Genomic DNA, 26,852 nt, shown 5'->3' with positions numbered 1-26,852 from the left:
TTGCATGAGATGTTGGAGTTTAGTCATAGGTTAGAACCATTTTTTGTTCACGCAAAGGCGGAAAAAGTTCCTCACTCCGCATCCAACCCATAAGCCGTATGCAACACCCGCACAGCCAGTTCGGTTTCATCCTCGTCAATCAACACGCTGACTTTGATTTCGGATGTTGAAATCGCCTGAATGTTGATTTTTCGGTCCGCAAGGCTGCTGAACATCGTCGAGGCAACGCCGGCATGGCTTTTCATACCGACGCCGACCACCGAAATTTTCGCGACCTTAGTGTCCGGGATCAGGCGGTTATAGCCAATGGCATCGCGGCGGTTTTCCAATATGTCGGTGCAGCGCGCAAGGTCAGCTTGCGGGCAGGTGAAGGTTACGTCGGTCTCGCCCTTATCGCGGCCCACATTCTGAATGATCATATCGACGTTGATGTTGGCATCGGCCAAGGGCGTGAAAATATTGGCCACAGCGCCCGGACGGTCGGGAACGCGGGTGAGCGTTATTTTCGCTTCATTCTTGTCATGCGCGATGCCGGTGATCAGTTGGCGTTCCACTTGGCTATTCTCCAAATCTGCGTCGGTCACGATCATCGTGCCGGGGATGCTGTCGGCGTCGGGCGCACTGTCGTCAACAAAGGAGGACAGCACTTGAATCCGCACGCCTTCCTTCATCGCAAGGCCGACGGAGCGGGTTTGCAATACTTTTGAACCAACCGACGCCAGCTCAAGCATTTCTTCGTAGGTGACGGCTTTAAGCTTACGCGCGCGGGCAACGATACGCGGGTCCGTGGTGTAGACGCCGTCCACATCTGTATAGATATCGCAGCGGTCGGCCTTTACCGCAGCGGCAATGGCGACGGCCGATGTATCCGACCCGCCACGGCCCAATGTGGTGATGCGGTTGTCGTCCGTCAGCCCCTGAAACCCGGGAATGACCGCGATAATCCCTGCCTGCATCGACGCCAGCAATGCCTCGGTATCAACGGACGCAATCCGGGCCTTGGCATGGGCATCATCGGTATGGATCGGCATTTGCCAGCCAAGCCAGCTTCGCGCTTCGCAGCCAAGCGCTTGCAACGTGATCGCCAGCAGGCCAGCGGTAATCTGCTCGCCTGCCGCTACAACCACATCATATTCGGCCGGATCATACAGCGCATTGGCCTCGCGACAGAAATTGACGAGGCGGTCGGTGTCGCCCGCCATGGCGGAGACGACGACGGCCACTTCGTCGCCGCGTTCTGCCTGACGCTTGACCAATTGGGCGACACGGCGGATGCGTTCTGTGCCGGCCATCGACGTGCCGCCAAATTTCATTACTATACGCGCCATGAAAACCTTCAAAAATTGCTATATTACAATCGCTGGCCCTGATAGGGGTAGGACATGACAAACGCAAGCTTGCCCGAGACAATTAACGCTGCGGAAGCCGCACATTTTGGCGCTCTTGCCGCCGAATGGTGGGACCCAAAGGGCAGCTCTGCGATGCTGCATAGAATGAACCCTGTGCGATTGCACTTTATCCGGTCTGCGATAGATACGCATTTTGGCAGTGATACCAAGTCGCGATATCCGCTGGCGGGCAAAACCGCGCTTGATGTCGGATGCGGTGCCGGTTTGCTCTGCGAACCACTTGCGCGGCTTGGCGGGGCCGTGACGGGCGTTGACGCCGCGCCTGAAAATATTGATGTGGCCATGGCGCATGCGGCCTTGTCTGGCCTGACCATAAACTACCGCGCTGGCGAAATCGCAGCGCAAGGCCTTGGCCAGCTTGATGTTGTCACCTGCATGGAAGTTATCGAACATGTTATGGACCCGGCGGCCTTTGTTGCCGAATTGGTCCGTCACCTAAGGCCCGACGGGCTATTGCTGCTTTCAACGCCCAACCGCACGGCAGTATCGCGCCTATTTCTGGTGGAGGCCGCCGAACGCCTCGGCCAAGTCCCGCGCGGCACGCATGATTGGGACAAGTTCCTGACGCCCGAAGAACTGACCGCTTTACTTGCCGATGCGGGGCTGGAGGTCATCGATATGCAAGGCATCGCCTTTTCGCCGATGTCGGGTCTGCATTTGAGTGAAAATAAGGCGTTGAATTATATCCTAAGTGCGCGGTTGCGGTGATCCTCCTCTCCCCTTGGGAGAGGATACGAAGCCTTAGCGCGTGCGCTTAGGCGAAGTTGGTGGGGGCACTGGCCCATCGAAAGGGCAGAACCCCCCACTTCATCACACCGAACCCCCTACTTCGTCACCCTGAACTTGTTTCAGGGTCTATTCATCAGCTGCAACCGCCGGTCGTTTGGCACGATGGACCCTGAAACAAGTTCAGGGTGACGCGGTTTTTTTTACATGAACCTTCGTTCCAAACGCGCCTCAATCATATCGCGCATCGGTATATTGGTCATCGGCAAGGTCGCTAAACCGCGTAATCTTCGCTTCAAACTTCATCCGCACACGTCCTGTCGAACCATGCCTTTGTTTGGAGATGATAAGTTCGGCAACGCCGTGAATCCGCTCCATTTTTTCGTTCCAGGCCTCAAATGCGGGCGTGCCCTCATCGGGTTTTTTCATCAGCTCATAATAATCTTCGCGGTAGACGAACCATACCATATCGGCATCCTGCTCGATTGAACCGGACTCGCGCAGATCGGACAACATCGGCGTCTTGTCTTCACGCTGTTCGACCGCACGGCTAAGCTGCGACAGTGCAATAACAGGAATGCTTAATTCTTTCGCCAATGTCTTCAGACCGCGGCTGATCTCAGAAATTTCATTAACGCGGTTGTCGTTCGCGCGGCTTGAGCCTTGGAGTAGCTGCAAATAGTCAACAACAATCAGGCCAATGCCGTGCCGACGCTGTAACCGCCGGGCCCGGGTGCGCAATGCGGCAATCGTCAGCGCAGGCGTATCGTCAATGTAAAGCGGCAATTCCTGCAATTCACGCGATGCGCGCGACAACTCGCGGAAGTCGTCGCGGGAAATTTTACCCATACGCAGCAATTCAGAACTAATCCCCGATTGCTCGGCCAAGATACGTGTCGCCAACTGGTCTGCGGACATTTCGAGGCTGAAAAAGGCGACTTTTGCACCGGACCCCTTGGACTCTTCGATGCCGTCCTCACGCTCGCGTATCCATCGCCGTGCGGCATTGAACGCAATATTGGTGGCCAATGATGTCTTACCCATGCCGGGACGTCCGGCCAAAATCACAAGGTCGGAATTGTGCAAGCCGCCACATTTGGTGTTGATGCTGTTGAGGCCGGTTGTGATCCCTGAAAGGCTGCCGCCTGAATTAAGCGCCTTTTCGACATTGCGGATGGCCTCGGTCGATGCGGTGAGGAAGCTCTTGATGGAGCCAGTTTCGCCTTCACCCTCGGCGACTTTATACAGCGCGCTTTCCGCCGCTTCAATCTGCCCTTTGGGATCAACACTTTCACTGGTGTCGAGCGCATTGTCCACCAGCGTCCGGCCCACCGTCACCAGCTCGCGCAGCAAGGCAAGATCGTAAATCTGCTGGGCAAAGTCGCGCGCGCCAATCAAGCCTGCACCATCGGCGGTGAGTTTGATCAAATACCCCGGCCCGCCAACCTCGCGCATGGATTCATCAGCTTCAAAAAACGGCTTCAGCGTGACTGGTGTGACCAGCATGTTGCGGTCAATCAGGCGCAGGATTTGTTCAAAAATCCGTCCGTGCAGTGGCTCAAAAAAGTGGTCCGGTTGCAGCTTGATCGAGACATCCTCAATCACGCGGTTATCAATGAGGATAGCGCCCAAAAACGCCGCCTCTGCCTCAATATTGCGCGGCAAGCGTTGGGGTTCAGCTTCATTCGCTGCGGCAAGTCTGATCAATTCGGCCATGGCTTCCTATCCTGTACCACGTCCCACTGCGCAAGGGGCGCAAAAAAGAAGTGCGGGGATATGGCTGTGGACAATATTTTGCACAACGCATTTGCCCGTATCTCGTTAACCCCTTGCCCCAAAATTATCTGAAGCTAACACAGCCTTCTATGGCGGACCCACGCATCATCAAAGTTGAACTGGACGAAGCAACGATCCTGCGGCGTAATGCCGATATTGAACAGGAACGCCGCGTCGCCATTTTTGACCTGATTGAAGATAATTTTTTCAAACCGCTGCGCGACATGGGCGATGGCTATGCTGGACCATATCATTTGAGCATCAGCGTCGCAGACGGCCGCCTCATCCTCGATATCCGCCGTGAAGATGGGACGCCGCACGAAACCCTAGTGCTTGGCCTTGGCCGGTTTCGGCGGACGGTGAAGGATTATTTCGCCATTTGCGACAGCTATTACCAAGCCATTCGCAAGGCCAGCGCGGCGGAGATTGAGACCATCGATATGGCACGACGCGGGGTACATAATGAGGCAGCAGAGCTGTTGATGGAGCGGCTTGACGGCAAAGTAGAAGTGGATTTTGCCACCGCCCGCCGACTGTTTACGCTTATCTGCGTTCTACACATCAAGGCGTAGCGCCCAACGCGCCACAACACCTCTCGACTTCGCAAGGACAGAGCGCCTAGTAACAAAGCCGAATCAAAAAGCGTTAAACGGGGTTGCATGCCAAGGCGAAATCACAAATTGATCCGCTGGGGCGTGCTCCTGCTGGGTATAACTTTTATGGGCTTTGGGCTGTGGAACTTTGTCACTGGCTGGGCCCCATCGCGGGATAGCTATCCCGTGCAGGGCATCATCGCGAATGAAAGCAACGGCCAACCCAGATGGTCGGAATTGGCCGCAACGGGCGTTGATTTCGCTTATATCACAGCCGTCGAAGGCGCGCTCGGCCGCGATCCGCAGTTTCAGACCAATCTGGCGGCATTGCAGGAGGCCGGCATTCGCTTTGGCGCGCTGCATCATTATGACCTGTGCCGTTCGGCGTCCGAACAGGCGACGATGTTTATCACCAGTGTGCCCCGCAACGACCGCGCATTGCCCCCTGCGGTGCAAATGGATTTTTCCGAAGGCTGCAACAGCCGCCCGAACCGCGCCTTGATCTTGGCGGAGTTAGCTACGTTCTTAAACCTGATTGAGGCGCATAGCGGTACTCCGGCAATCCTGTTACTAACGCCTGCGTTTGAGGAGGCGTATCAAGTGAGCAAGTCGATTGACCGCAACATCTGGCTTGAAGGCAATGGCATTTCGCCCGATTATTCTGCGCGCCCTTGGGTGATGTGGACCGCCAACACGCACCGCCGCGTCAGTGGCATTGACGGCGCGGTGCGCTGGGTCGTGGTGCGCAAATGAGCGTGACCACCACGCGCTTAGTCCAAGCCGCAATCGACGCTGCCAAAACCGCTTATGCGCCTTATTCCAACTTTCATGTGGGCGCGGCGTTGTTACTCGACAATGGCCAGATCGTGACTGGCAGCAATTTTGAAAATGCCAGCTATGGCATGACATTATGCGCCGAAACCGTCGCGATTTCTAAGGCCAATAGCGATGGCCAATTACGCGCGATCCGTGAGATTGCGGTCGCGGGCGGCTTGGTCGGACAAATCGGAACGGGCGCAGGCCCCATTATGCCCTGCGGTCGATGCCGTCAGATTATCAAGGAAGTGGCGGACCTCACCCAAAGCGACATTCCGGTGCATTGCGCACATGCAACGGGCTATACGACATTTCATCTGTCCGAATTGCTGCCGCACGGCTTTGGTCCGGCCAGCTTGAAATAATCCGCTTTTCGGGGCGCGCGAGATACGCACAATTTTTTCGTGACCACCTCTTGCACGCACATTGCAAAATGGCAAAAGCGGCCCAGTTAACAGGGAGTGATTATGTCCATATTGTCCGACATCTGGATCCGCGAGCAAGCGCAAGCGACCGGCATGATTGAACCCTTTGTGGAGGCGCAGCGCCGGGATGGCTGCATCAGCTATGGCCTGTCCTCTTATGGCTATGACGCCCGCGTGGCCGATGAATTCAAGATTTTCACCAATGTCGACAGCTCCATCGTTGACCCCAAGGATTTTGACCCAAGAAGCTTTGTGGACCGCAAGACCAACGTCTGCATCATTCCGCCCAACAGCTTTGCCTTGGCCCGCACCGTCGAATATTTCCGCGTGCCCCGCGATGTGCTGGTCATCTGCCTCGGCAAAAGCACCTATGCCCGCTGCGGCATCATCGTCAACGTCACGCCATTGGAACCCGGCTGGGAAGGCCATGTGACGCTGGAGTTCAGCAACACCACGCCTCTGCCCGCCAAAATCTACGCCAATGAAGGCGCGTGCCAGTTCCTGTTCCTAAAAGGCGAGCAGCCCTGCGAAACCAGCTACGCCGACCGCGCAGGCAAATATATGGGCCAGCGCGGGGTGACTTTGCCGAAGTTGTGATTGGGGTTTAAAGGGTTGGATGGTTGGACGCCGGAGCGGCAGCGGTTGTTTTTGGTTGCGCTGGCGGCGCTGGGCACGGTTGATTCTGCGGCGCAGGCGGTGGGGATGTCGCGGATTTCGGCCTATAACCTCAAAAAACGTGCCGACGCGGGCAGCTTTGCGGCGGAATGGGACCGGGCGTTGGGGTTCGGGCGGGGCATGATGTTCGATTATGCCATGGAACGCGCCATTTACGGCGTCACCACGATTAAAATGCGGTTGTGCGGCGTGTTTGAAGTTCAAACTGGCCCCGATACCAAGCACATCATGAGAGTGTTGCGCTCGCCCCCGCCGCGCAGCCATGCCAAAGCACGCCCACGCGCTTCATAAGTTTACAAAAAAAGCCGCTTATGCATATATGTTTGTAAACTTATAACGCCGTCACGCCCAAAGAGAGGAAACTTCATGCCCACCACCCCACGCGAATTCGATATCATTGTCTATGGTGCCACGGGCTATACTGGGCGTTTGGTGGCCGAATATCTCAAAGGTAAAACTGGCGTGAAATGGGCGATGGCGGGGCGTAGCCTTTCCAAGTTGGAAGAAGTGCGCGACCTGATTGGTGCCGCCGCAGACACAGCTTTGATTGTGGCCGATGCATCTGATCCCGCTACGCTCGACGCAATGGTCAAGCGCACTAAGGTCGTTTTGACAACGGTTGGGCCCTATCAATTATATGGTAATGAACTTGTTGCCGCCTGCGTTGCCAATGGAACCGATTATACCGATTTATGCGGCGAACCGGCATGGATGCGCCAGAAAATCGACCAGCATGATGCCGCGGCCAAGGCGTCGGGCGCGCGGATCGTATTTTCCGCTGGTTTTGATTCCATCCCCTTCGACCTTGGCGTGATGATGCTGCAAAAGCATTGCGTGGCGACATTTGGCGCGCCGGCACCGCGGGTGAAGGGCCGCGTGCGCGCGATGAAGGGCACTTTTTCGGGCGGTACCGCAGCCAGCTTGAAAGCCACTATGGCCGCCGCAAGTAAGGACCCGGCGGTAATCGGCTATCTGACCAATCCGTTCAGCCTATCCGCCGATTTTGCTGGCCCGCCGCAGCCAGCGGGCAATAAGCCGGAATATGACGAAAGCCTGAGCAGTTGGGCGACCAATTTTGTCATGGCCCCGATTAACACCAAAAATGTTCACCGCACCAACCATTTGCTTGACCATGCATATGGCGCGGATTTTACCTATGATGAAATGATGCTAACGGGTCCGGGCGAACAAGGCGAAGCCATGGCCAAGCATGTCGCCTCCACCCCAATGATGGGCGGCGCAGATGATCCAAAGCCCGGCGAAGGCCCGACCAAAGAAGAACGCGACACCGGCTTTTATGACGTGCTGTTCATCGCCGAATATCCCGATGGCCGGACGGCGCGATTAAGCGTCAAGGGCGACCGTGACCCCGGCTATGGTTCGACCAGCAAGATGATCAGCGAAACCGCGATTGCCTTGTGCGAACAGGATGGTCCGGGCGGCGTGACAACACCGGGGGCTGCCCTGGGGGCGCAGCTTGTTGACCGGTTGCAGAAAAATGCCGGATTGATTTTCGCCGTTGAAGGCGGACCGCTTTCATAATTCATCAGGCGGGCTTATAGGGCGCAAGCCATGTTAGGTCGCCTTTTCAAAAAAGCCGTTGCCCCGCGCCCGCTCGATACCGCGCGGGTGCCAGACGGCGTGCGGGTATATGCAATCGGCGACATCCACGGACGCGATGACTTGTTATCCGCCTTGCTGGCCAAGATTGACGCCGACGACCAAGCGCGCGGCCCTGCCGATACGCAGATCATATTTCTGGGCGATCTGGTGGATAGAGGCCCCGGCAGCGCGGCAGTGATTGAAACCGCGATGGCGTTACAGGCATCTGGCAAAAATGTCCGGTTCCTGATGGGCAATCATGAGGAAGTGTTTGTCAGCGCCTGCCGCAAGGGCGACCCAAAGGTGACGCGTTTTTTCCTGCGCATTGGCGGCGAGGAGACGCTATTGTCGTATCCCATCACCCGCGACGAATATATGGCCTTGGATATGGAGCAACTGACCGAGCGGCTGGCGACCTTAGTCCCGCAAGCGCACATCGCATTTGTCGAAAGCTTTGAAGACCAGATTATCATCGGCGATTATGCCTTTGTCCATGCCGGTATTCGCCCCGGTGTCGCTTTGGCAGACCAAAAGCCAAGCGATTTGCGCTGGATACGCGATGAATTTGTTGGGCAACGCGGCGATCTGGAAAAGGTCATTGTCTACGGCCACACCATATATGAAGAGGTCGAAGAACGCGGGTCGCGCATTGGCATTGATACCGGCGCCTATGATTCGGGCAAGTTAACCGCGCTGGCGCTTGAGGGCGGCGATCGCTGGTATCTACAAACATGACGGGCGGGGAAACATCATGAAAAAACTATTCGTCTGCGCGTGCATCATCGCAATTGGCCTTGCCGCCCCCTTGGCCGCACTGGCGAGCCCCCCAGCCACGCCGAAGGCAGAGCGGTTGAAAGCCGACGTGGAGAAACTCGTCAGCTTTGGCACGCGCCATACGCTGTCATCGGCGACGGACCCAAAACGCGGCATCGGTGCTGCCCGCAAATGGGCGCAAAGCAAATTTGTGAAAATCGCCAAGGCGTGCAACGGCTGCCTGCAGACCGAATTGCTCGAACGCAATATGTCGGGCCCGCGCATTCCAAATGGCGTCAATATTGTCGACGTGCTCGCGATAAAGCCCGGCAAAATGGGCTGGGACCATGTCATCATTATCGCCGGACATATCGACAGCCGCGTGTCCGACGTGATGGATTTCACCAAGGATGCGCCAGGCGCGAGTGACGATGGTTCGGGCAGCGCATTGGTGATTGAGGCCGCACGGATCATGTCTCAACAGCCGCAGAATGGGGCGACGATTGTCTTTGCCCTGCTGTCAGGCGAGGAACAGGGCCTGAGGGGTGGGCGGCTACTCGCCGAAACCGCCAAGGAACGTGGCTGGAAAGTCAGCGCCAAGTTGAACAATGATATCGTCGGCGGCACGCTTGGCACCGACGGACGCAAGGTTGATAATGTCGTGCGGGTGTTCAGCGAAGGCATTCGTGCATCCGAAGATCTGGCGGGGCAGATGGCGCGGCGCAATAGTGGCGTTGAAGATGACGGACCAAGCCGTTCGCTGATGCGCTTTGCCGACAAGCTTGCGGCTCAGGCCTATCCTGAGGTAACACTCGATGTCTTTGGCGTCCGCCGGCCTGACCGCTTTGCGCGCGGCGGTGACCATTTGCCTGCGCTCGGGCTTGGCTTTCCGGCTATCCGGTAGACCGTCGGCGTTGAAAATTATCACTACCAGCATCAAGTTCTGCGCACCGAAAATGGCATTGAATATGGTGATACCATCGACAAGATGGACTTTGACTATTTGGCAAAGGTGACGATGTTGAATGTCCTGACGGCAACGGCATTGGCCGATGCGCCGCCAGCGCCTGCGTCCGCGACATTGGGCGGCGCTGTCACCTCCAACACCACAGTCACATGGGACGCAAGCCCCGGCGCGCAACGCTATCGCGTGTATCAGCGCCGCGCCGATGCGCAGGATTGGAGCTTTTTCCTTGAACTGCAGGGCACCGAAACAGTGCTAGAGGGCTTGATCGTTGATGATCATTTTGTCGGCGTAAGTGCCTTAAGTGCGAAAGGCGCGGAAAGCACGATCACCTTCGCTGGCCTACCGCCACGGCGTTAAGCAGCAAACTGCTGTCGGGCAACGCAGCAATACGCCAACCAATGTCAAAACCTTCCCCGATCAAATCTACTTTCGCATCGCAAGGTTGTGTTCTATCTTAGGCACATCTAAAACATTTTGCTAAAGGCGTGCGTGACATGACCGACGCAAAGTCCAAGTTTGAAATTCGTCCTTTTGAAACGCTTGGCGCGGCGAACCATGGCTGGCTTGACGCACATCACCATTTTTCATTCGGCAGCTATCACGACGCTGCACGGATGGACTGGGGTGCAATCCGCGTGTGGAATGATGACGTGATTGCGCCGCAGTCGGGCTTTCCTCCCCATCCGCATGCCGATATGGAAATCATCACCTATGTCCGCACCGGCGCGATCACGCACAAAGACAGTCTTGGCAATGAAGGTCGCACGGCGGCGGGCGATGTGCAGGTCATGAGCGCGGGCAGCGGCATCCGGCATGCGGAGTATAATCTGGAGAATGAACCAACCTCTCTTTTCCAGATATGGATCATACCCAACCGAACCGGCGGAGCGCCGAGCTGGGGCGCGAAGCCATTTCCCAAGGGTGATCGTTCGGGCGCGTGGCAAATCCTTGCCAGTGGCTTTGACGAAGATAATGAAGCCCTGCCCATCCGTACCAACGCCCGCGTGCTCGGCGCAACGATCAAAGCGGGTGACCGCTTGGAATATGCCATTGGCGCAAGCCGTCACGCCTATATGGTGGCAGCAACCGGCGCGATTGAAATCGACGGTCAGCGTGCAAATGCCCGCGACGGTGTGGCAATCGGCGAAGGTAGGGTCATGATCACGGCAATAGAAGACGCAGAAATCGTTCTGGTCGACTCGCGTTAATCCATGCGTGTGATGTTGGCAAAATGTGGCGTTGGCTGTTACAGCCGTCGCCATGGCCTTTGACCTTCCCGAAGAGTATCTTGAAGAAACTTTCCTCGCCTCAACCGGGCCGGGCGGGCAGAATGTCAACAAGGTCGCCACCGCGTGCCAATTGCGTGTCGATATCTATGCGCTGGGTCTGCAACCTTATGCCTTTCGCCAGTTGAAAATCCTGGCGGGTAGCAAGATGACAATAGCAGGTGAACTGATCGTTACCGCACGCAGTCACCGTGCGCGAGAGGCCAACCGGCAGGATGCCCGTGCGCGCGTGATCGCGCTGATCGACCGCGCGCACATCCGCCAACCCCGACGCGTCGCTACCAAACCAAGCAAAGCCGTCAAGGCACGGCGGGTTGACGCCAAAAAGGGCCGATCCACGATCAAGAAAAACCGTGGCAAGGTCAGTTTTGATTGATAAGGCAACAATATGTACGCATTTGAAATTGATAGCACAGCCCCTAAATCCGACGTTTACGCCGAAATGCTTCGCGCTGCCGATGCGTTGACCAGCGGTGAGCCTGATGCCGTTGCCAATATGGCGAATATCGCCGCCTTGCTTTGGGAATATTTGCCGGACGTAAACTGGACGGGTTTCTACCGCGTGGTCGATAGCGAACTGGTCCTTGGGCCCTTTCAGGGCAAGGCAGCCTGCATTCGGATACCCTTTGGCAAAGGTGTCTGTGGGACTGCGGCGCAATCGGGCGAAACGCAGTTGGTGCAAGACGTCCACGCCTTCCCCGGCCATATTGCCTGCGATGCCAATAGCGCGTCGGAACTGGTGGTGCCTGTGAAGCGTAATGGCACAGTTATCGCAGTGATTGACCTCGATAGCCCAACGCTGAACCGCTTTGATACCGAAGACGCAAAAGGTGCTGAACTGCTTGCACGGATGATTGCTTACAGAATCTGACTGGTAATCCAAAGGCCTTAACTCCGATGCTGTTCAGCGGAATGGCCTTGCCTAAGAACAAATTCTAGACCGTCTCAGCATCGGGATCGAAACATTCCCACCCGTCCGGCCCAAGGCGCTCCAACGGCCTGTAGAGGGTCTTATAATGCATCCGTGCCGCACCATTCACCCAATAACCCAAATACACATAAGGAAGCCCTGCGGCCTTTGCGCGCAAGATATGGTTCATGATGATGAAGTTGCCAAGACTAGGCCGGCCTGCAATCTCGGGATTGTAAAAGCTGTAGATCATCGACATGCCGTCGCTCTGCTGATCTGTTAGGCATGCGCCGACCAATTCGCCAGTCCGGCCGAATCGCGGCGGAGTTCGGTATTCAATCACTTGGCTGCGCACAGGTGATTGTTCGACCATATCCGCATAATCCATATCATCCATATTCGCCATGCCACCGTCGGGATGGCGTGCGGAAAGATAATGGCTTAGCAGGTCATATTGCTCGGTCGTTGACCAAGGGCGACAGGCGCTAACAACCAGATCGGCGTTGCGCCGCAAAATTCGGCGCTGTGTAGCATTAGGCCTAAATTCGTCCGTTCGCACGCGCACCGATACGCATGCCTTACAGTCCGGGCAACTTGGCCGATAAGCGACATTCTGGCTTCGACGAAACCCAATGCGGCCAAGCGCCTCGTTCAATTCATCGGCGTGATTGCCATTGAGTTCGGTAAAGACTTTCCGTTCTGTTCTGCCTGGTAGATAAGGGCAAGGGCCAGGGCTGGTTACAAAAAATCGCGGAAAACGGACTGGTGCGCTCATATTCTCTCCGCGGGGAGCATTAGCTCTTAATAAGTTGTTTACCGTGTATGCACTGGGCAACCAATGCTGGAAAGCGCATTTACCATCTTTGTGGCGATGCCTGATTATTTGTTAAGCTCTACCCGCTCGACCTTGTAGCCAGCAACATTCAAACCATCAACAAGTCCCTGTAATTGATTGGCATCCCGCGCTTCGCATTCAATGTCGGTGATCAAACCCTTGGCGGGCAAGGTCGTAAAAATCCGCTGATGGTAAATTTCGATGATGTTGACATTATGCTCATTGAACAAACGCATCACCTTGAATAACGCGCCCGGGCGGTCCTGAAGAGTCAAACGCAAACGCGCCAAGCGACCGGACCGCGCAAGATCACGCAAAAGTACATTTGCCAGCAACCGCGTATCGATATTACCGCCGCACAGGACGACGCCGACATTCTTGCCTGCAAATTTCTCAGGATGAGCCATCACCGCAGCAAGACCCGCCGCACCAGCGCCTTCGACAACGGTTTTTTCAATCTGCAGCAGCAGGCTGACTGCGGTTTCCAAGTGCGCCTCATTCACAAGTACAATTTCGTCGACCAGTTCGCGGATGACTTCGCTGGTGAATGCGCCGGGGATTTTGACCGCTATCCCTTCCGCCAAAGTGTCGCCTTCGCATGGCATTTGCAGATTGTTCAGCAAAGCATACATGGATGGGTAAAGCTCGGCTTGAACGCCGATGAGGCCGATATCGGGCTTCAACGCGCGCGCGGCGGTCCCCATGCCAGATAGCAAGCCGCCGCCGCCAATAGGTACTACCAACATATCAAGGGACGGGATGCTCTCAAGCATTTCAAGCGCAACAGTACCCTGCCCGGCGGCAACATTTGAGTCATCAAAAGGATGCACAAAGGTCAACCCCTGCTCGGCCTCAAGCTGCCGTGCATGTTTGTAGGCGTCGTCAAAAGTCTCGCCAAACAGCACGACTTTGCCACCAACGCTCTCAGTCTGCATGACCTTAACCGTTGGCGTTGGCACTGGCATGACGATAGTCACTGGAATGCCGAGGCGGGTGCCATGATAGCTAAGCCCCTGCGCATGGTTCCCCGCCGACGCCGCGATCACGCCCTTGTTGCGTTGTTCCTCCGAAAGCAGAAGGATTGCGTTTAGCGCGCCGCGTTCTTTATAAGCTGCCGTAAACTGTAAGTTTTCAAACTTCAGGTAAATATTTGCGCCCGTCAGCTTTGACAAAGTCTGGCTGTGCAGGGTCGGCGTTGCCACGATGGAATCGCGAATACGGTCATGGGCGGCGCGGACATGGTCCAGGGTCAATAGGTCAGACATATAAAATGGCCCTAACGCATCTGGTGTTAACTGAAAACAGACATTAAGACTAAAGAATGACCAGAATAGCTTTTATCGGATTGGGCGTCATGGGCGGCCCTATAGCGCGGCATCTCAAACAGGCGGGGCATGATTTGACGGTGTATAACCGTTCGCGCACCAAGGCCGAAAAATGGGTCGAAGCTTATGGCGGCACGCTTGGCACTTCGCCAGCAGACGCGGCCAAAGACGCCGAGGTCGTGATTAGCTGTGTCGGCACGGATGATGACCTGTCGGGCGTCACGCTTGGCCGCGACGGGGCGTTCTCGGCGATGGCCAAGGGCAGCGTGTATATTGACCATACAACGGTTTCCGCACGGATTGCTCGACAGCTTGGCGTTGAGGCGAAATCGCGGGGGTTATTGATCGTCGACGCGCCCGTGACGGGCGGGCAGGCGGGTGCAGAGAACGGCACCTTGTCTATCATGTGTGGCGGGACGGAAGCTTCTGTTGCGGCAGCTTCACCCATTATTGCGGCTTACTCCAAACGTATCGTCCATGTCGGCGGTCCCGGCACGGGTCAGATCACGAAAATGTGCAATCAAATCGCCTTTGCTGGCGTTATACAATCCTTGTCGGAGGCGCTGCGCTTTGCGCAGTCCGCTGAACTGGACGTTGAAAAGGTATATGAAGCCATTTCCGGCGGCGCGGCGCAAAGCTGGCAAATGGATAATCGCTGGGCGACGATGGCAGAGGATAGGTTCGATTTCGGCTTTGCGGTCGATTGGATGCGCAAGGACCTTGGATTAGCCTTCGAAGAAGCCCGCGCGGTCGGCGCAACTTTGCCCATCACTGCAATAATTGATCAGTTTTACGCCGATGTGCAGCATATGGGCGGGGGGCGGCTAGATACCAGTGCGATTGTGAAAAGGTTGCCTAAAGGATGATGAAAACCGCATTATCACTGGCGCCCCGTCTTCAAGCTCCGTCTTCAGTCCAATCCCCGTTCGTGTCAGACAAGAAATGGCTATTTTTGAAATTATGCGCGATCGCCCTGTTCGCGAGCACCGCCGTTTCGCCCGCATTCGCCGATGGGCTTGTCGAAAACGTTAACGGCATCACGCTCGACAAAGACGGCAAAGTCATACGTTTTAACGCCATGCTGATGGGTAGCGACGGTAAGGTGACGGAACTGCTCACCAAAAAGGATAAGCTTCCCGAGCAACTCGATTTCCGCTTGGACGGACGCGGCGCTACATTATTACCCGGTCTGATTGATGGGCATGGCCATGTCATGGGCCTTGGCTTCCAATTGCTGACGCTTGACCTTTCCGCCACCAGCAGCCTTTCCGAAGCACAGGCTGCGATCAAGGCCTATGCCGCAACATATCCCGAACGCCGCTGGATTATTGGTCGCGGTTGGAATCAGGAAAAATGGGGCCTTGGCCGCTTCCCGACGGCCCAAGACCTTGATGCCGCCGTCAGCGACCGTCCCGTCTGGCTTGAGCGGGTCGATGGCCATGCGGGTTGGGCAAACAGTCGTGCGATGGACATCGCTGGCGTCAACGCCACAACAAAATCTCCGCCAGGTGGGCGTATCGAATTTATCAGCGGAAAGCCAAGCGGCATATTTGTTGACGCCGCGGCGGATCTGGTTGGCAAATTTGTACCCCTGCCAAAGCCGCTGGAGCGCGATATTGCCTTGGGTGAGGCGCAGAAGAAACTCCATAGCTTAGGCATCACCGCCATTGCCGACATGGGCACAACTATGGACGATTGGCAAAGCTACCGCCGGGCGGGCGATGCTGGCTGGCTGACGATGCGGATTTTCGCTTATGCGGGCGGCATCGACAATATGGTCGCAATTGCTGGTCCGCGGCCAAGCCCATGGTTGTATAATGAAAAGCTCCGACTTGGCGGGGTGAAGCTATATCTCGATGGTGCCTTGGGCAGCCGGGGTGCGTGGTTGAAAAGGCCTTATGCTGATGCCGCTGGGCAAACGGGTCTCCAATTTCTAGCGAGCGCGGAAATCCGAAACCTCATGGTCCGCGCATCCATGGACGGCTTTCAAACCGCCGTTCACGCTATTGGTGACGCCGCCAATGCGGAAGTCATCAGCGCGATTGAGGAATTGTCCGAAACCTACAAGGGTGATCAACGCTGGCGGATTGAACACGTCCAGATCGTTGATCCAGCCGATCTGCAAAAGCTTGGCAAGCATGGTATTATTTCGTCGATGCAGCCTGTGCACCAGGCATCGGATCGGTTGATGGCCGAGGTGCGGTTGGGTCGAGCGCGCCTTAATGGCGCTTATGCATGGCAGTCCATTGCACGCGCCGGGGGCAAACTTGCCTTTGGTTCCGACGTGCCGGTAGAATCGGCGGATCCCTTTGCTGGCCTTGCCACCGCGATAACCCGCGAAGATGGCGAGGGCCAACCCTTTGGCGGCTGGCGGCCAGAAGAGCGCGTATCACGTGAACAGGCGCTTGCCGGTTTTACGACAGGCGCAGCCTATGCTGCTTTTGCAGAGGGCAAATTCGGTTCACTGACGCCTGGACATTATGCTGACTTTATCTTGATAGATGTCGACCCTTTGCTTGCAAGCCCCGGAGAATTGCGTCATGCAACCGTCAAGGAAACGTGGGTCGGGGGACGACCTGTCTATAAAAATGCTGCAACAAATGCTGCAGACGAAAAAATGAATGGAGAGAAACGATAATGCGCGCATGGACATTGGCTAGCCGCCCGGTTGGGCTTCCGAACAACAGCAATTTTGCGATTGTTGAACATCCGGACGCCCCCCTTGGCGCGGAAGAGTTTCGCGTAACCAATGGCTGGCTGTCGGTCGATCCCTATATGCGTGGCCGTATGAATGACGCGAAAAGCTATGCTGACCCGTTCATGTTGGGCGAACCCATGACTGGCGGCGCAGTTGGTACTGTGACCGAAAGCAACAATGCCGAATTTCCTGTCGGCGCAAAGGTGCTTCACATGGCGGGCTGGCGTGACACGGTCGTCTTTGGCGGCGACAAAACGCCGCCTGCCGGCATGCCACCTGTGAAGCTGCCCGATTTGGGCGTGCCGGACCAACATTGGTTAAGCATCATCGGTATGCCCGGCGGCACCGCATGGTTCGGCCTGCTTAAAGTTGCGGAAGCCAAGGCGGGCGAAGTAATATTCGTGTCGGCTGCGGCCGGCGCTGTAGGCTCCACAGTGACCCAAATTGCCAAAGCCAAGGGCATGAAAGTCATTGGCTCGGCAGGTGGCGCTGACAAATGCGCTTGGGTAAAAGAACTGGGCGCGGACGCCGTGATTGACTATAAATCCGGCAAGGTGCTGCCGCAGTTAATGACGGCCCTGAAGGACATGGGCGAAACCGGTATTGACGTGTATTTCGACAATGTTGGCGGCGAACATTTTGACGCCGCGCTTGCCACGGCGAAGGAGTGGGCGCGCTTTGCGATTTGCGGCATGATTGATGTCTACAACGACTTCAAGGCGCAGCCTATGCAGTATCTTCCGATGATCATCGGCAAGCGCATCATGATCAAAGGTTTTCTCTATCCTGATTTTTATGCGCAAGTGCCAGAATTCAACGCGGACATGGCTGGGCTTATTCAATCAGGAGCCGTCAAAGGCCGTGAGACCGTCAAAGACGGGCTGGAGAAGACTCCCGAAGCCTTTATCGGTCTGTTCAGCGGGGAGAACACCGGCAAGATGCTCGTTAAGCTCTGAGCAAATTGTTGCGCAGCATTTTTGGGCATGGCGCGCGAGACCTGCAATCCAAAACGTAACGTTTCCGCGACGTCAAAGTCGCCAATGTTGCAATATTGACGCACAATAATAATTTAATGATTTTAGTGGTTAACGCCGATGACATTTGTGCGCGCTTTCGATAAACTGTGACGAGCATGTGACAATAGGAGTGAAAATATGTTGCGAAGTGACAAATCGTTTAGCCGTGCATTGAATTTGTCGGCCGCCTGCCTCGCACTTGCTGTGCCTAGTATGGCATACGCACAAGAAGCGCCGCAAGCCGAAGACAGTTCCGACGCAGAAATCGTTGTAACGGCCCAGGGCCGTAGCCAGCTGCTTTCCGACGTTCCTGTCGCGATTTCCGCCGTGAACGCCGAAACGCTGCAAAACAGTGGCGCTAACGATATTCGTCAGCTCAACCAAGTTGCACCATCATTGCTCGTGTCCTCAACCGGATCAGAAGCCAATGGCTCGGCCCGTATTCGCGGAATTGGCACCGTAGGCGATAACCCCGGTCTTGAAAGCTCGGTCCCTGTGTTCATCGACGGCGTTTATCGTTCGCGTTCGGGCATTGGCCTGAACGAACTTGGCGAGATTGACCGCGTCGAAGTACAACGTGGCCCACAAGGCACGTTAGGTGGACGTAACTCTTCCGCTGGTCTGATCAGCATCTATTCGAAAAAGCCAAGCTTCACCTTCGGTGGCAGCGGCGAGCTGACGTATGGCAATTATGACTTCATGCGCGCGGCGACCAGCTTTACTGGCCCGATTTCGGACCAGCTCGCGTTCCGCGTTGACGGCGTGTATGTAAAGCGTGACGGTTTCTACCGCGATGACCAGAATGGCGCTGATGTAAACAATCGTGACCGTTACTTCCTACGTGGACAATTGTTGTTTCAGCCAACCGATGCGCTGTCCGTCCGCCTAATTGCGGATTACACATCGCGTATAGAAGAATGCTGCGCGGCGACCTATGTCGATGGAACGGTCAACCAGTTCATTGGCAATTTGATCACTCCAAGCGCTGTTGGCGCCGCGTCGACTGCCACGTCCAACAACATAATTAACGTGTTACGTGACCTCGGTCAGCCATTGGCAGCGTTCAACCAAGGCTATGACCGCAACATTTCGGTCAGCCCGAACCGCGTCTTCACCGGCGAGACCAAGGACTATGGTTTCTCCGGCCAGATTGATTATGATTTCGGTGGCGCGACCTTGACCTCAATCACCGCCTATCGCCAATATCGTTCGGGTCAGGCTGGCGACTTAGACTATGGCGAAGTCGACATCCTATATCGCGCACCAAGCGATGACGCCTATCGTCAGTTCCACACGTTTACGCAAGAATTGCGCCTGCAGGGTGAGGCATTTGACGGCAAGCTCGATTGGTTGGTCGGTGGCTTCTTTGCCAATGAAAAGCTGACTGTTCGTGACAATCTGCGTTTCGGCAATCAATATGGCCGCTTTGCAAATTGCCGCATTGTTTCCGGTGGCAGTCTCGCGTCGGGTTATCTGCCGTCTGGCCAGGCATGCCTCAGCGCGCCCGTTCGCGGCGCCATTGCCGGAGGATTGACCGCGCTTGGTGCTGGTGGTCCTGCTATCCTTGCAGGGCTTGACCGTCTCGACACTATGAACAATGTCGGCACGACCAATGACCGGTATTTCCAGAACGGAACCAACTGGGCTGTGTTTACGCATAACATCGTGCACATCACCGATACTGTCGATCTAACTCTTGGCCTTCGCTATACCAAGGACAAGAAGAAATTTGATGCAACCTTCGGTAACGACAATACGGTCTGCACCGCAAATCAGGCGGCACTTGGTCCTCTGCTTGCAGGGCCTCTTGGCCCAACGGCAGGCGGGATCATCGGCCTTTCCTGTCAGGGTAACTCAACCGCTGAACTGAACGGCGTGTCGATCCGTGATGACCGCAATGAAGATAAAATCACCGGAACGGCCATTCTTTCGTGGAAGCCTGTCGATGATCTTCTGCTCTACACGAGCTTTGCACGCGGTTATAAGGCAGGCGGTTTCAATCTTGACCGCTCGGCACTGAAATCGCCAGTATCAACCTTTGCTTCGCTTGGCGGAGCGCAGGCTTTGGTCGGCAACCTTCAGTTCGATCCCGAATTGGTGGACAGCTATGAACTGGGTGCGAAATTCTCAAATGGCCCATTTGGCCTGAGCGTTTCGGCCTTCCGTTCGGACTTCAGCAGCTTCCAGTTGAATACCTTCAACGGCACCGTCTTCCTCGTTCAGAATGTCAATGGTTGTGATAATCTTGTTGGCGGCTCAAACGCGGATACAGACCTCAGCAATACAACCGGCAGCTGCGCCACGGGCGACATCACTTATGGTGTTCGCACACAAGGTCTTGAGCTTGAAGCATCGCTTGTGCCTGCACGTAACTTCCGCATGGCAGCTGGTCTGACTTATGCCAAGACCACCTATCGGGATGATCTGATCGGCACAAAGAACGGTGCGGCGCTCGATTCCGCGCTGCGCAAATTGCCGGGCGATAACCTGTCCAACGCACCTGAACTTGTTGCCACCTCAAGCGTCACATGGACGCCTGATATCGGCAGCAATGGCATGAGCGGCTTGGTGTATATCGATGGCCGTATGACCAGCGATTATAACACGGGTTCTGACTTGTTCCCGCAGAAGGAGCAGGACGGTTTCGCCGTATTCAACGCGCGTATTGGTCTTCGTGGTGCTGACGAAGCTTGGGGCCTTGAGCTTTGGGGCCAAAATATCTTCAATCAGGATTATGCACAGGTCGCATTCAACTCGCCATTCCAAGCGGGTCAAAGTTCAGCGCCATTTGTCGATCCACAATATCCCGGTGGTCGGCAGATCTTCTCGCAGTTCCTTGCCGAACCGCGGACCTATGGCATCACATTGCGCGGCAAGTTCTAGAAACGTCGCTCACTTAAATGAAAAAGGGCTCGCAGCGATGCGGGCCCTTTTTTGTTGGATGAAGAGAAAGTGAAATCGGATCTAGGCCGTGAACGCATAAATCACTTCTGCGCGCGGCCTTCGTCATCCTGAATTTGTTTCAGGATGACGATAGAAATATCATTTGAAAAAATGCGCCTAATCGCGCCGCAGGCGTTGCTTAACTGCCGAAACCTACGCTCAAGAAACCGGGCATTGGCCCGTTCCAGCCATCATCGCCTGACGTCGCGGCACCGCTCGACTGATCTGGCTTGGCGACCTCAGCCTTAGGCGCTGACTTCTCACGCGCTGGCTTGGCCACAACTTTCTCAGGTAACGGCTTCGGCTCTGGCGCTTCGGCTGCTGGCTGAGGCGTGTCAGGCCGCGCTTCCTTGGCCTTAGCCGAAGGTGTTCGGCGCCCGCGCTTTGCCGGCACGCGTTCTTCACCCTCGGTGGGCGCTTCGATTTTGCCCAAACGCGTAATCTTATTGCCGATCAGCTTTTCAATGCTTTCAATCGCTTCTTCATCGGCCTTGGTGACAAATGTAAATGCCTTGCCCTTGGCGCCAGCCCGGCCCGTGCGGCCAATGCGGTGAATATAGTCGTCGGGATGCCATGGCGCATCGAAGTTAAACACATGGCTCACACCCTTGACGTCAAGCCCGCGTGCGGCGACGTCGGATGCCACAAGCAGGTCAATGTCGCCATTTTTGAACGCTTCCAACTGCTTCTGGCGCGACGCTTGGTCAATATCACCGTGAATTTCGCCAGACCGAAGGCCATGGCGTTGAAGGCTTGTGTTCAATTCGCGGACAGTCGTCTTACGATTGCAGAAGATAATCGCGTTCGACACTTTTTCGGTCCGCAAAAGGTCGCGCAAAACTTCTCGCTTTTTCGTCGGTGACACGTTGACCAAAAACTGCTCGATGTTGACGTTCGCCGTCGCCGGACGTGCTACTTCGATATATTTGGGGTTCGACAGGAACTTGTCCGCCAGCTTTTTAATCGGTGGCGGCATCGTTGCCGAAAACAACAATGTCTGGCGCGTTGGTGGCAGCTTTGTGCAGATATGTTCAATATCGGGAATAAAGCCCATGTCGAGCATACGGTCCGCCTCGTCAATGACGAGCATTTCACAACCAGTCAGCAAAATCTTGCCGCGCTCAAACAAATCCATCAACCGGCCGGGGGTAGCAATCAAAACGTCAACGCCCTTTTCAAGCGCCTTGACCTGATCCCCCATTTGTACGCCACCAATCAGAAGCGCCATCGACAGCTTATGATATTTGCCGTATTTTTCAAAATTCTCTGCAACTTGCGCAGCCAGTTCGCGTGTTGGTTCCAAGATCAGGCTGCGCGGCATACGCGCGCGCGCGCGGCCATTGGCGAGCACGTCAATCATCGGGAGTACGAAGCTTGCCGTCTTGCCCGTCCCTGTTTGGGCGATGGCAATGATGTCACGCATCATTTGGACTTGCGGAATAGCTGCAGCCTGAATTGGGGTCGGCGTGTCATAGCCAGCCTCGCTCAAGGCTCTTAACAACTCGTCGGACAGGCCGATATCGGCAAAACGCATATAGTGTTCCGGAAAAAAATGGCGCAGCGCCACCAGAAGCAAATTCACGGCAACGAGCGTGGCCATTGGTCGCTACCGCGACAAATGTCAAGATAGATGCCCGATGGAACGGGCGCTAGCGCGGGGTTAGCAACCTGAATTTGTCGATATCGCATTTGGCGCCAGTGCGTGCATGCAAAAGATCGCGGTTGACGCATAATTTGCCGTCATACGACCGTTCCATATAGGTTCCGGCGTAAAATTCGCGGGCCAGGCAGCCCTCGCCTAGATACGCACGAATCAGAATGCCGTCCCGCGTCACCAAATCCAGACTGCGGTCAGGACCAGGACGCGAACCTCCGAGCCTGTTGACCCAAAGGCATTTGCCGATCTTTTTTTCCTTATACTTGATCGGGCCAACGGACTGTCGCTGCGCACCCAATGTTACCGGCGCTGAAGCCGAGGCAGGAAATCGAACGATCACACCTTGGTCAATACGTACCTGATTAAAGTTGGTCTTTAACCCCAAAAAGGGCATGAACGGACTATTGATCGCGGCAACCTTAAACTGCGCCAAAGCCTTATACGGCAATGTTGTCCATGCGACCGCAAAAAGGATGATTACCAATAGTGCGCGCAAGAAACATTCCGGTATGAAGTTGAAGTTCGGATGGCTTTACCCGATAGGCTTGAACCTATAATGAATTAAAAGCCAGGACCGCCACGTACAATGGAAAAAACTGTGCCAGATGTAAAGATTTTATCGGAATTTCGCGCCATATTGGGACCGAAGGGCTATTCGGACGAAACCGACGTGATTGCGCCTTGGCTGACCGATTGGCGCGGCCGATTTACAGGCGCAGCCCGTGCCCTGCTTTCGCCAGCCAATACGCACGAGGTTGCCGCAGTGGTGAAGCTAGCGGCCAAGCACCGGATTTCTCTGGTTCCGCAAGGTGGCAATAGTGGGATGGTTGCTGGCGCAACGCCAGATAAGAGCGGTCAGCAGCTAATCCTGTCTTTGCGGCGCATGAACAACATAACCGCGATGGACGCAGAAGATGGGCTGATATGCTGCGATGCGGGGGTTATTCTGCAGAATTTGCACGAGGCCGCAGCGGCGGTTGGACGCCGCTTTCCGCTGACCTTGGGTGGAAAGGGTTCTGCCACTGTCGGCGGGTTGATTTCAACCAATGCGGGCGGAACGCAAGTGCTCCGCCACGGCAACATGCGGATGCTCGTGGCCGGCCTAGAGGCGGTCTTGCCCGATGGATCCATCTACGATGCAATGGCACCATTGAAAAAAGACAATCGCGGCTATGATCTGAAACAACTGCTAATTGGCGCAGAGGGGACGATTGGTATCGTTACCAAGGCCGTCGTACACACGGTCCCGGCTCTGATAGATCGCTGCGTCGTATGGGCCGGTGTTGACAGCCCTGCCCAAGCATATGACTTACTGTTGTTCATGCAACGGCAAGGCCGGGATCGCTTGGAAGGTTTCGAAATCCTGCCACAACGCGCGCTTAATGCCGTGACAACCCACATCGCCGGAACCCGGTCGCCCCTGGATACTAAGCATCGCTGGCATGCGCTGATGGAATTTGTGCAAGATGATCCAGGGCAGATGCCCCCCGGCGAACTGGCCACGCACCTGTTGGAAAAGGCCATGCATGAAAATCTACTCGGCAACGCAACCATTGCGCGCAGCGACACGCAAGCCGAAGCATTCTGGAAAATCCGCGATTCCATTGCAGAAGCTGAGCGCGCGGCGGGACCTGCGCTGCAACATGATATCAGCGTCCCCGTGTCGGCGATGGCCCGTTTCATTGAGGATGAATCCCCTGTGATTGAAAACACCTATCCCGGCACCAAAACCCTTGCCTTTGGGCATTTGGGCGACGGCAACATCCATTTTCACGTCAAAGCCCCGGTCGGAATAGATATAACATCCTGGTACGAAGGCCACGGCAAAGTGATCACGTCGCATGTCTACGACCGTGTGCGCGCTTATGGCGGGTCGCTTTCCGCCGAACATGGTATTGGACAGGCTAAAATCGCCGAGTTCGAACGTCTGATCGAACCGGCGCGGCTTGGCGCATTGCGGGCCATTAAAAATGCGCTTGATCCGTTGGGAATTATGAACCCCGGTAAACTTGTTCCGCTTGCGTAAACAAAACTGTCCGCTTAAACGGCGCGTTCAAAATTTGTTTAGTATAAATCAACGATGGAGTTTCATATGGCCACCGCGCCCCAAGCCGCTAACCTCCCGCTTTTGTACAACGACCTGGTGCCGTTGAGCAGCAACGATCATGTAACGTGGAAGTCACGCATGCTCGAAAACGCTAAATTTCTTGAGGGCCAACATGCCATCCCGTTGACGATTGAAGAATTTGTGCCGGCGTCGCGCACCTATCCAATCATCTTCTCGGCGTCGGAAAACCCCGTACCACTCGTATTGATGGGTATGAATGAAGGCGTGAACACGTTCATGAATGACGAAGGGCAATTTGATCGTCCCGTTTACATTCCTGCATATGTCCGTCGCTATCCTTTCCTGCTGGCGAAACTGCGTCCGGACACCGACGAATTGTCGTTGTGCTTTGACCCAACATCCGGTGCGGTTGGCGAATTTGAAGACGGCACGCCTTTGTTTGAAGACAGCAAGCCAAGCGAGAATACAAAAGCGATTTTGAAGTTCTGCGAAGACTTTGAAAATGCTGGCGCACAAACGCACGCTTTTGTTGAGGAAATCAAAAAGCTCGACCTTCTCATGGATGGTGAAGTATCCATTCAGCAAGAAGGTCAGGCGCAGCCCTTCATCTATCGTGGTTTTAAAATGATCGATGAAAACAAATTGCGCGAGCTTCGTGGCGATACTGTTCGCAAGTTGAACCAAAACGGCATTCTTGCGCTGATCCATGCACATTTATTTTCTTTGCAATTAATGCGGGAAATCTTTGCAGTTCAGGTCGCACAAGGTAAGGTACCGCAAGTGACGGAACTGCCTTCGAACTAAGCCAACCGATCGCTTCATGCCGTCACGCCACCTTTTTAGGGAAGTGACGGCAGGACGCACCGCGCACGTTCTTTTCTACATTCTGATGATCGTTATGCCACTGACTGGCTGGCTCATGATCGGTGCCAATAATAATGCGGCGCCAGTGGACTTCTTTGGTCTATTCACGTTTGATATGGCGGGCGGCAAAAACGCGGCGCTTGCCGACTTCGCGCAAGAAGGTCATGAATTTCTTGCCACGCCTCTTATCATTCTAATCGGATTACATGTCTTCGGCGCGTTGACACATCAGTTTATCGACCGCATGCCATTCCTCCAGCGCATGTGGCCCTGACGCGGGCGCGGCAAAGGCCACCACACAATTCCTCGCAACCGTCGGGCGGCTGGTCGGCAATCTACCCTTGTTTTCCACGTGAGTCTTGAAACCGTAATGCCAACACCCCATTCTCATCAATGGACGGAATCATCCCCTCCCGTTTCCGTCCACCGATGTCTGTGAAGACATCAACTCCCTGAACCTAGGCCACCCCGGAACGATCCGGGGTGGTTTTTTTCACCATCATTCCGCAGCAATCAGGGTCGCGGAACCCAACGCTTCGTCGGCAAGCGCCGACACTAAAGCCGTAATCATGCTGTTTATACGGTCAAAACCAGCTCCAGGATAAAGCAAATCGGGGTCGAGATACAGCGAGCGGTCTATTTCCAACTGAATGGCATGGATGTTTGCATGTGGCCGCGCGTGGCGGCGCAGAATATACGCGCCAGCATAAGGGTGGTTCAGCGCGGCCCTAAACCCTCGAGCCTGCAACCGCGCCATCAATAACTCGGCATATCGCGACGCTGCACTTTTGCCGAAACGGTCACCGATGACAAATTGAGGCGCTGGTCCAGAAGTTGCACCACGGATCGGCGGCATACTGTGCAGGTCAAGCAATATAGCAACACCAAACCGCCGCCGCATGTGTTCAAGTACATCCGCAACCGCTTCATGATAAGGTCGGTGGAACGACGATATGCGGTGCGCCACCTCATCCAAGGTAAATTGCCGTTTCCACAATTCACCCTCGCCTGACAATCTTCGGGGAATTAGGCCAAGACCGCCGCGTTGCTTGACCCCTGGTGGCGGATAATCACTTCGCAGCGCCCCTTGAACCATTTCTGTGTCAATGTCCTGCTGATCGCGGTTCAAATCAATCCACGCCCGCGCACGGTGCGCCATAATGACAGGATATCCCAACTGGACGCAGCGCCGAGTCAACACATCTGCATATCTGTCCTCAAGCCGCAATAGGGCCGCCGGCGGCAGCCTTAACGCATCCAACAGCTCCGATGGATAGTCACGCCCGGCATGCGGCACGGACAGCAGTACCGGGACGGAGGGTGTGTCCGTGCCCCATTTTGCGAATCCATCTATATCCGTCGGTGCCATGCTTCCCCTTAGCTTCCCACGGACATAATTGGCAGAGTCTTAGCAAGATAGCGCAAAAATCTTGCGCGCAAGGTCGAACGCGTGTTTGCAAAGGAAAGTTTCCGTGCACTGAAATAGGCTTGAATGATAGGGCAAGCCC

General features: G+C 55.4%; 25 protein-coding genes and 1 pseudogene. 19 read left to right on the top strand and 7 right to left on the bottom strand.

From position 1 onward, the window contains the following. Positions 1–71 precede the first annotated feature (71 nt). Positions 72–1,328 carry an aspartate kinase gene (locus Q0N43_RS05295; protein WP_295443564.1) on the bottom strand — a complete coding sequence of 419 codons (1,257 nt, stop codon included), beginning with the start codon at positions 1,326–1,328 and terminating at the stop codon, positions 72–74. 54 nt (positions 1,329–1,382) lie between these two features. On the opposite strand from Q0N43_RS05295, the gene ubiG reads away from it, so the two are divergent. Beyond that, positions 1,383–2,117 carry a bifunctional 2-polyprenyl-6-hydroxyphenol methylase/3-demethylubiquinol 3-O-methyltransferase UbiG gene (gene ubiG / locus Q0N43_RS05290; RefSeq protein WP_295443562.1) on the top strand — a complete coding sequence of 245 codons (735 nt, stop codon included), beginning with the start codon at positions 1,383–1,385 and terminating at the stop codon, positions 2,115–2,117. A 249-nt stretch (positions 2,118–2,366) separates the two neighbouring features. Here ubiG and Q0N43_RS05285 read toward each other — a convergent pair whose 3' ends face one another. Next, positions 2,367–3,851: a replicative DNA helicase gene (locus tag Q0N43_RS05285; protein WP_295443559.1), complete on the bottom strand. Its 1,485-nt coding sequence runs from the start codon at positions 3,849–3,851 to the stop codon at positions 2,367–2,369. A gap of 149 nt (positions 3,852–4,000) precedes the next feature. Here Q0N43_RS05285 and Q0N43_RS05280 point away from each other — a divergent pair, with 149 nt between their 5' ends. From Q0N43_RS05280 to Q0N43_RS05230, 11 genes and pseudogenes are all read left to right on the top strand, one after another. After that, positions 4,001–4,483 (top strand): UPF0262 family protein, encoded by a 483-nt coding sequence (locus Q0N43_RS05280; protein WP_295443556.1) that lies wholly within the window; start codon positions 4,001–4,003, stop codon positions 4,481–4,483. A gap of 147 nt (positions 4,484–4,630) precedes the next feature. Beyond that, complete coding sequence (locus tag Q0N43_RS05275) at positions 4,631–5,257, top strand: GH25 family lysozyme (protein ID WP_295443553.1); 627 nt, start codon at positions 4,631–4,633, stop codon at positions 5,255–5,257. Next, positions 5,254–5,685, top strand: a complete 432-nt coding sequence (locus Q0N43_RS05270; protein ID WP_295443550.1) for a cytidine deaminase — start codon at positions 5,254–5,256, stop codon at positions 5,683–5,685. Before Q0N43_RS05275 ends, Q0N43_RS05270 begins: the two co-directional genes overlap by 4 nt. Before the next feature lie 102 nt (positions 5,686–5,787). Beyond that, complete coding sequence (gene dcd, locus Q0N43_RS05265) at positions 5,788–6,342, top strand: dCTP deaminase (RefSeq protein WP_295443547.1); 555 nt, start codon at positions 5,788–5,790, stop codon at positions 6,340–6,342. Between the two features lie 15 nt (positions 6,343–6,357). Further along, positions 6,358–6,711 carry a hypothetical protein gene (locus tag Q0N43_RS05260; RefSeq protein WP_295443544.1) on the top strand — a complete coding sequence of 118 codons (354 nt, stop codon included), beginning with the start codon at positions 6,358–6,360 and terminating at the stop codon, positions 6,709–6,711. A 75-nt stretch (positions 6,712–6,786) separates the two neighbouring features. After that, positions 6,787–7,962 (top strand): saccharopine dehydrogenase NADP-binding domain-containing protein, encoded by a 1,176-nt coding sequence (locus Q0N43_RS05255; protein WP_295443541.1) that lies wholly within the window; start codon positions 6,787–6,789, stop codon positions 7,960–7,962. Positions 7,963–7,992: 30 nt separating this feature from the next. After that, entirely contained in the window at positions 7,993–8,757 is a 765-nt protein-coding gene (locus Q0N43_RS05250; protein WP_295443538.1) for a metallophosphoesterase family protein, read from the top strand. 16 nt (positions 8,758–8,773) lie between these two features. Continuing rightward, a pseudogene (locus Q0N43_RS05245) lies at positions 8,774–10,099 on the top strand (M20/M25/M40 family metallo-hydrolase). Positions 10,100–10,236: 137 nt separating this feature from the next. Continuing rightward, positions 10,237–10,950, top strand: coding sequence for a pirin family protein (locus Q0N43_RS05240; protein WP_295443536.1), 714 nt, complete (start codon positions 10,237–10,239; stop codon positions 10,948–10,950). A gap of 52 nt (positions 10,951–11,002) precedes the next feature. Continuing rightward, on the top strand, positions 11,003–11,404 hold the full coding sequence (arfB, locus tag Q0N43_RS05235) for an alternative ribosome rescue aminoacyl-tRNA hydrolase ArfB (protein ID WP_295443576.1): 402 nt from the start codon (positions 11,003–11,005) through the stop codon (positions 11,402–11,404). A gap of 12 nt (positions 11,405–11,416) precedes the next feature. After that, entirely contained in the window at positions 11,417–11,899 is a 483-nt protein-coding gene (locus tag Q0N43_RS05230) for a GAF domain-containing protein (protein WP_295443533.1), read from the top strand. 64 nt (positions 11,900–11,963) lie between these two features. Here Q0N43_RS05230 and Q0N43_RS05225 read toward each other — a convergent pair whose 3' ends face one another. Together Q0N43_RS05225 and Q0N43_RS05220 are read right to left on the bottom strand one after the other, a co-directional pair. Next, positions 11,964–12,713 (bottom strand): arginyltransferase, encoded by a 750-nt coding sequence (locus Q0N43_RS05225; protein ID WP_295443530.1) that lies wholly within the window; start codon positions 12,711–12,713, stop codon positions 11,964–11,966. 104 nt (positions 12,714–12,817) lie between these two features. After that, positions 12,818–14,038, bottom strand: coding sequence for a threonine ammonia-lyase (locus Q0N43_RS05220; RefSeq protein WP_295443528.1), 1,221 nt, complete (start codon positions 14,036–14,038; stop codon positions 12,818–12,820). A 56-nt stretch (positions 14,039–14,094) separates the two neighbouring features. Here Q0N43_RS05220 and Q0N43_RS05215 point away from each other — a divergent pair, with 56 nt between their 5' ends. The 4 genes from Q0N43_RS05215 to Q0N43_RS05200 all read left to right on the top strand — a co-directional run bounded on the left by Q0N43_RS05215 (position 14,095) and on the right by Q0N43_RS05200 (position 20,695). Continuing rightward, complete coding sequence (locus Q0N43_RS05215; protein ID WP_295443525.1) at positions 14,095–14,964, top strand: NAD(P)-dependent oxidoreductase; 870 nt, start codon at positions 14,095–14,097, stop codon at positions 14,962–14,964. Between the two features lie 86 nt (positions 14,965–15,050). Continuing rightward, positions 15,051–16,736 (top strand): amidohydrolase, encoded by a 1,686-nt coding sequence (locus Q0N43_RS05210; protein WP_295443521.1) that lies wholly within the window; start codon positions 15,051–15,053, stop codon positions 16,734–16,736. Next, positions 16,736–17,752 (top strand): NADP-dependent oxidoreductase, encoded by a 1,017-nt coding sequence (locus Q0N43_RS05205; RefSeq protein ID WP_295443518.1) that lies wholly within the window; start codon positions 16,736–16,738, stop codon positions 17,750–17,752. The genes Q0N43_RS05210 and Q0N43_RS05205 overlap by 1 nt, the downstream gene beginning before the upstream one ends. A gap of 273 nt (positions 17,753–18,025) precedes the next feature. Continuing rightward, positions 18,026–20,695, top strand: a complete 2,670-nt coding sequence (locus Q0N43_RS05200) for a TonB-dependent receptor (RefSeq protein ID WP_295443516.1) — start codon at positions 18,026–18,028, stop codon at positions 20,693–20,695. Between the two features lie 199 nt (positions 20,696–20,894). Here Q0N43_RS05200 and Q0N43_RS05195 read toward each other — a convergent pair whose 3' ends face one another. Together Q0N43_RS05195 and Q0N43_RS05190 are read right to left on the bottom strand one after the other, a co-directional pair. Further along, positions 20,895–22,289, bottom strand: a complete 1,395-nt coding sequence (locus tag Q0N43_RS05195; protein WP_295443573.1) for a DEAD/DEAH box helicase — start codon at positions 22,287–22,289, stop codon at positions 20,895–20,897. A gap of 115 nt (positions 22,290–22,404) precedes the next feature. After that, positions 22,405–22,908: a hypothetical protein gene (locus Q0N43_RS05190; protein WP_295443513.1), complete on the bottom strand. Its 504-nt coding sequence runs from the start codon at positions 22,906–22,908 to the stop codon at positions 22,405–22,407. Between the two features lie 90 nt (positions 22,909–22,998). On the opposite strand from Q0N43_RS05190, the gene Q0N43_RS05185 reads away from it, so the two are divergent. The 3 genes from Q0N43_RS05185 to Q0N43_RS05175 all read left to right on the top strand — a co-directional run bounded on the left by Q0N43_RS05185 (position 22,999) and on the right by Q0N43_RS05175 (position 25,618). Beyond that, positions 22,999–24,438: an FAD-binding oxidoreductase gene (locus Q0N43_RS05185; RefSeq protein ID WP_295443510.1), complete on the top strand. Its 1,440-nt coding sequence runs from the start codon at positions 22,999–23,001 to the stop codon at positions 24,436–24,438. A gap of 66 nt (positions 24,439–24,504) precedes the next feature. Next, on the top strand, positions 24,505–25,284 hold the full coding sequence (locus Q0N43_RS05180; RefSeq protein ID WP_295443506.1) for a SapC family protein: 780 nt from the start codon (positions 24,505–24,507) through the stop codon (positions 25,282–25,284). 16 nt (positions 25,285–25,300) lie between these two features. After that, the gene (locus Q0N43_RS05175; RefSeq protein ID WP_295443502.1) at positions 25,301–25,618 is read left to right on the top strand and encodes a cytochrome b/b6 domain-containing protein; all 318 of its coding nucleotides are present in this window, start codon (positions 25,301–25,303) and stop codon (positions 25,616–25,618) included. 225 nt (positions 25,619–25,843) lie between these two features. Here the strand turns inward: Q0N43_RS05175 and Q0N43_RS05170 are convergent, their stop codons facing one another. Next, complete coding sequence (locus Q0N43_RS05170; RefSeq protein ID WP_295443499.1) at positions 25,844–26,713, bottom strand: N-formylglutamate amidohydrolase; 870 nt, start codon at positions 26,711–26,713, stop codon at positions 25,844–25,846. Positions 26,714–26,852: the final 139 nt, after the last annotated feature.

The sequence above is a fragment of the Sphingorhabdus sp. EL138 genome (genome assembly GCF_945882965.1).
Lineage (GTDB): Bacteria > Pseudomonadota > Alphaproteobacteria > Sphingomonadales > Sphingomonadaceae > Sphingorhabdus_B.
This window is presented reverse-complemented; position numbering and strand designations above follow the sequence as displayed.

Bases quoted from the DNA above. Each gene is read 5' to 3' on its own strand.
- Q0N43_RS05295 (WP_295443564.1), bottom strand. From the start codon at position 1,328: ATGGCGCGTATAGTAATGAAATTTGGCGGCACGTCGATGGCCGGCACA.
- ubiG (WP_295443562.1), top strand. From the start codon at position 1,383: ATGACAAACGCAAGCTTGCCCGAGACAATTAACGCTGCGGAAGCCGCA.
- Q0N43_RS05285 (WP_295443559.1), bottom strand. From the start codon at position 3,851: ATGGCCGAATTGATCAGACTTGCCGCAGCGAATGAAGCTGAACCCCAA.
- Q0N43_RS05280 (WP_295443556.1), top strand. From the start codon at position 4,001: ATGGCGGACCCACGCATCATCAAAGTTGAACTGGACGAAGCAACGATC.
- Q0N43_RS05275 (WP_295443553.1), top strand. From the start codon at position 4,631: ATGGGCTTTGGGCTGTGGAACTTTGTCACTGGCTGGGCCCCATCGCGG.
- Q0N43_RS05270 (WP_295443550.1), top strand. From the start codon at position 5,254: ATGAGCGTGACCACCACGCGCTTAGTCCAAGCCGCAATCGACGCTGCC.
- dcd (WP_295443547.1), top strand. From the start codon at position 5,788: ATGTCCATATTGTCCGACATCTGGATCCGCGAGCAAGCGCAAGCGACC.
- Q0N43_RS05255 (WP_295443541.1), top strand. From the start codon at position 6,787: ATGCCCACCACCCCACGCGAATTCGATATCATTGTCTATGGTGCCACG.
- Q0N43_RS05250 (WP_295443538.1), top strand. From the start codon at position 7,993: ATGTTAGGTCGCCTTTTCAAAAAAGCCGTTGCCCCGCGCCCGCTCGAT.
- Q0N43_RS05240 (WP_295443536.1), top strand. From the start codon at position 10,237: ATGACCGACGCAAAGTCCAAGTTTGAAATTCGTCCTTTTGAAACGCTT.
- arfB (WP_295443576.1), top strand. From the start codon at position 11,003: ATGGCCTTTGACCTTCCCGAAGAGTATCTTGAAGAAACTTTCCTCGCC.
- Q0N43_RS05230 (WP_295443533.1), top strand. From the start codon at position 11,417: ATGTACGCATTTGAAATTGATAGCACAGCCCCTAAATCCGACGTTTAC.
- Q0N43_RS05225 (WP_295443530.1), bottom strand. From the start codon at position 12,713: ATGAGCGCACCAGTCCGTTTTCCGCGATTTTTTGTAACCAGCCCTGGC.
- Q0N43_RS05220 (WP_295443528.1), bottom strand. From the start codon at position 14,038: ATGTCTGACCTATTGACCCTGGACCATGTCCGCGCCGCCCATGACCGT.
- Q0N43_RS05215 (WP_295443525.1), top strand. From the start codon at position 14,095: ATGACCAGAATAGCTTTTATCGGATTGGGCGTCATGGGCGGCCCTATA.
- Q0N43_RS05205 (WP_295443518.1), top strand. From the start codon at position 16,736: ATGCGCGCATGGACATTGGCTAGCCGCCCGGTTGGGCTTCCGAACAAC.
- Q0N43_RS05200 (WP_295443516.1), top strand. From the start codon at position 18,026: ATGGCATACGCACAAGAAGCGCCGCAAGCCGAAGACAGTTCCGACGCA.
- Q0N43_RS05195 (WP_295443573.1), bottom strand. From the start codon at position 22,289: ATGCGTTTTGCCGATATCGGCCTGTCCGACGAGTTGTTAAGAGCCTTG.
- Q0N43_RS05185 (WP_295443510.1), top strand. From the start codon at position 22,999: ATGGAAAAAACTGTGCCAGATGTAAAGATTTTATCGGAATTTCGCGCC.
- Q0N43_RS05180 (WP_295443506.1), top strand. From the start codon at position 24,505: ATGGCCACCGCGCCCCAAGCCGCTAACCTCCCGCTTTTGTACAACGAC.
- Q0N43_RS05175 (WP_295443502.1), top strand. From the start codon at position 25,301: ATGCCGTCACGCCACCTTTTTAGGGAAGTGACGGCAGGACGCACCGCG.
- Q0N43_RS05170 (WP_295443499.1), bottom strand. From the start codon at position 26,713: ATGGCACCGACGGATATAGATGGATTCGCAAAATGGGGCACGGACACA.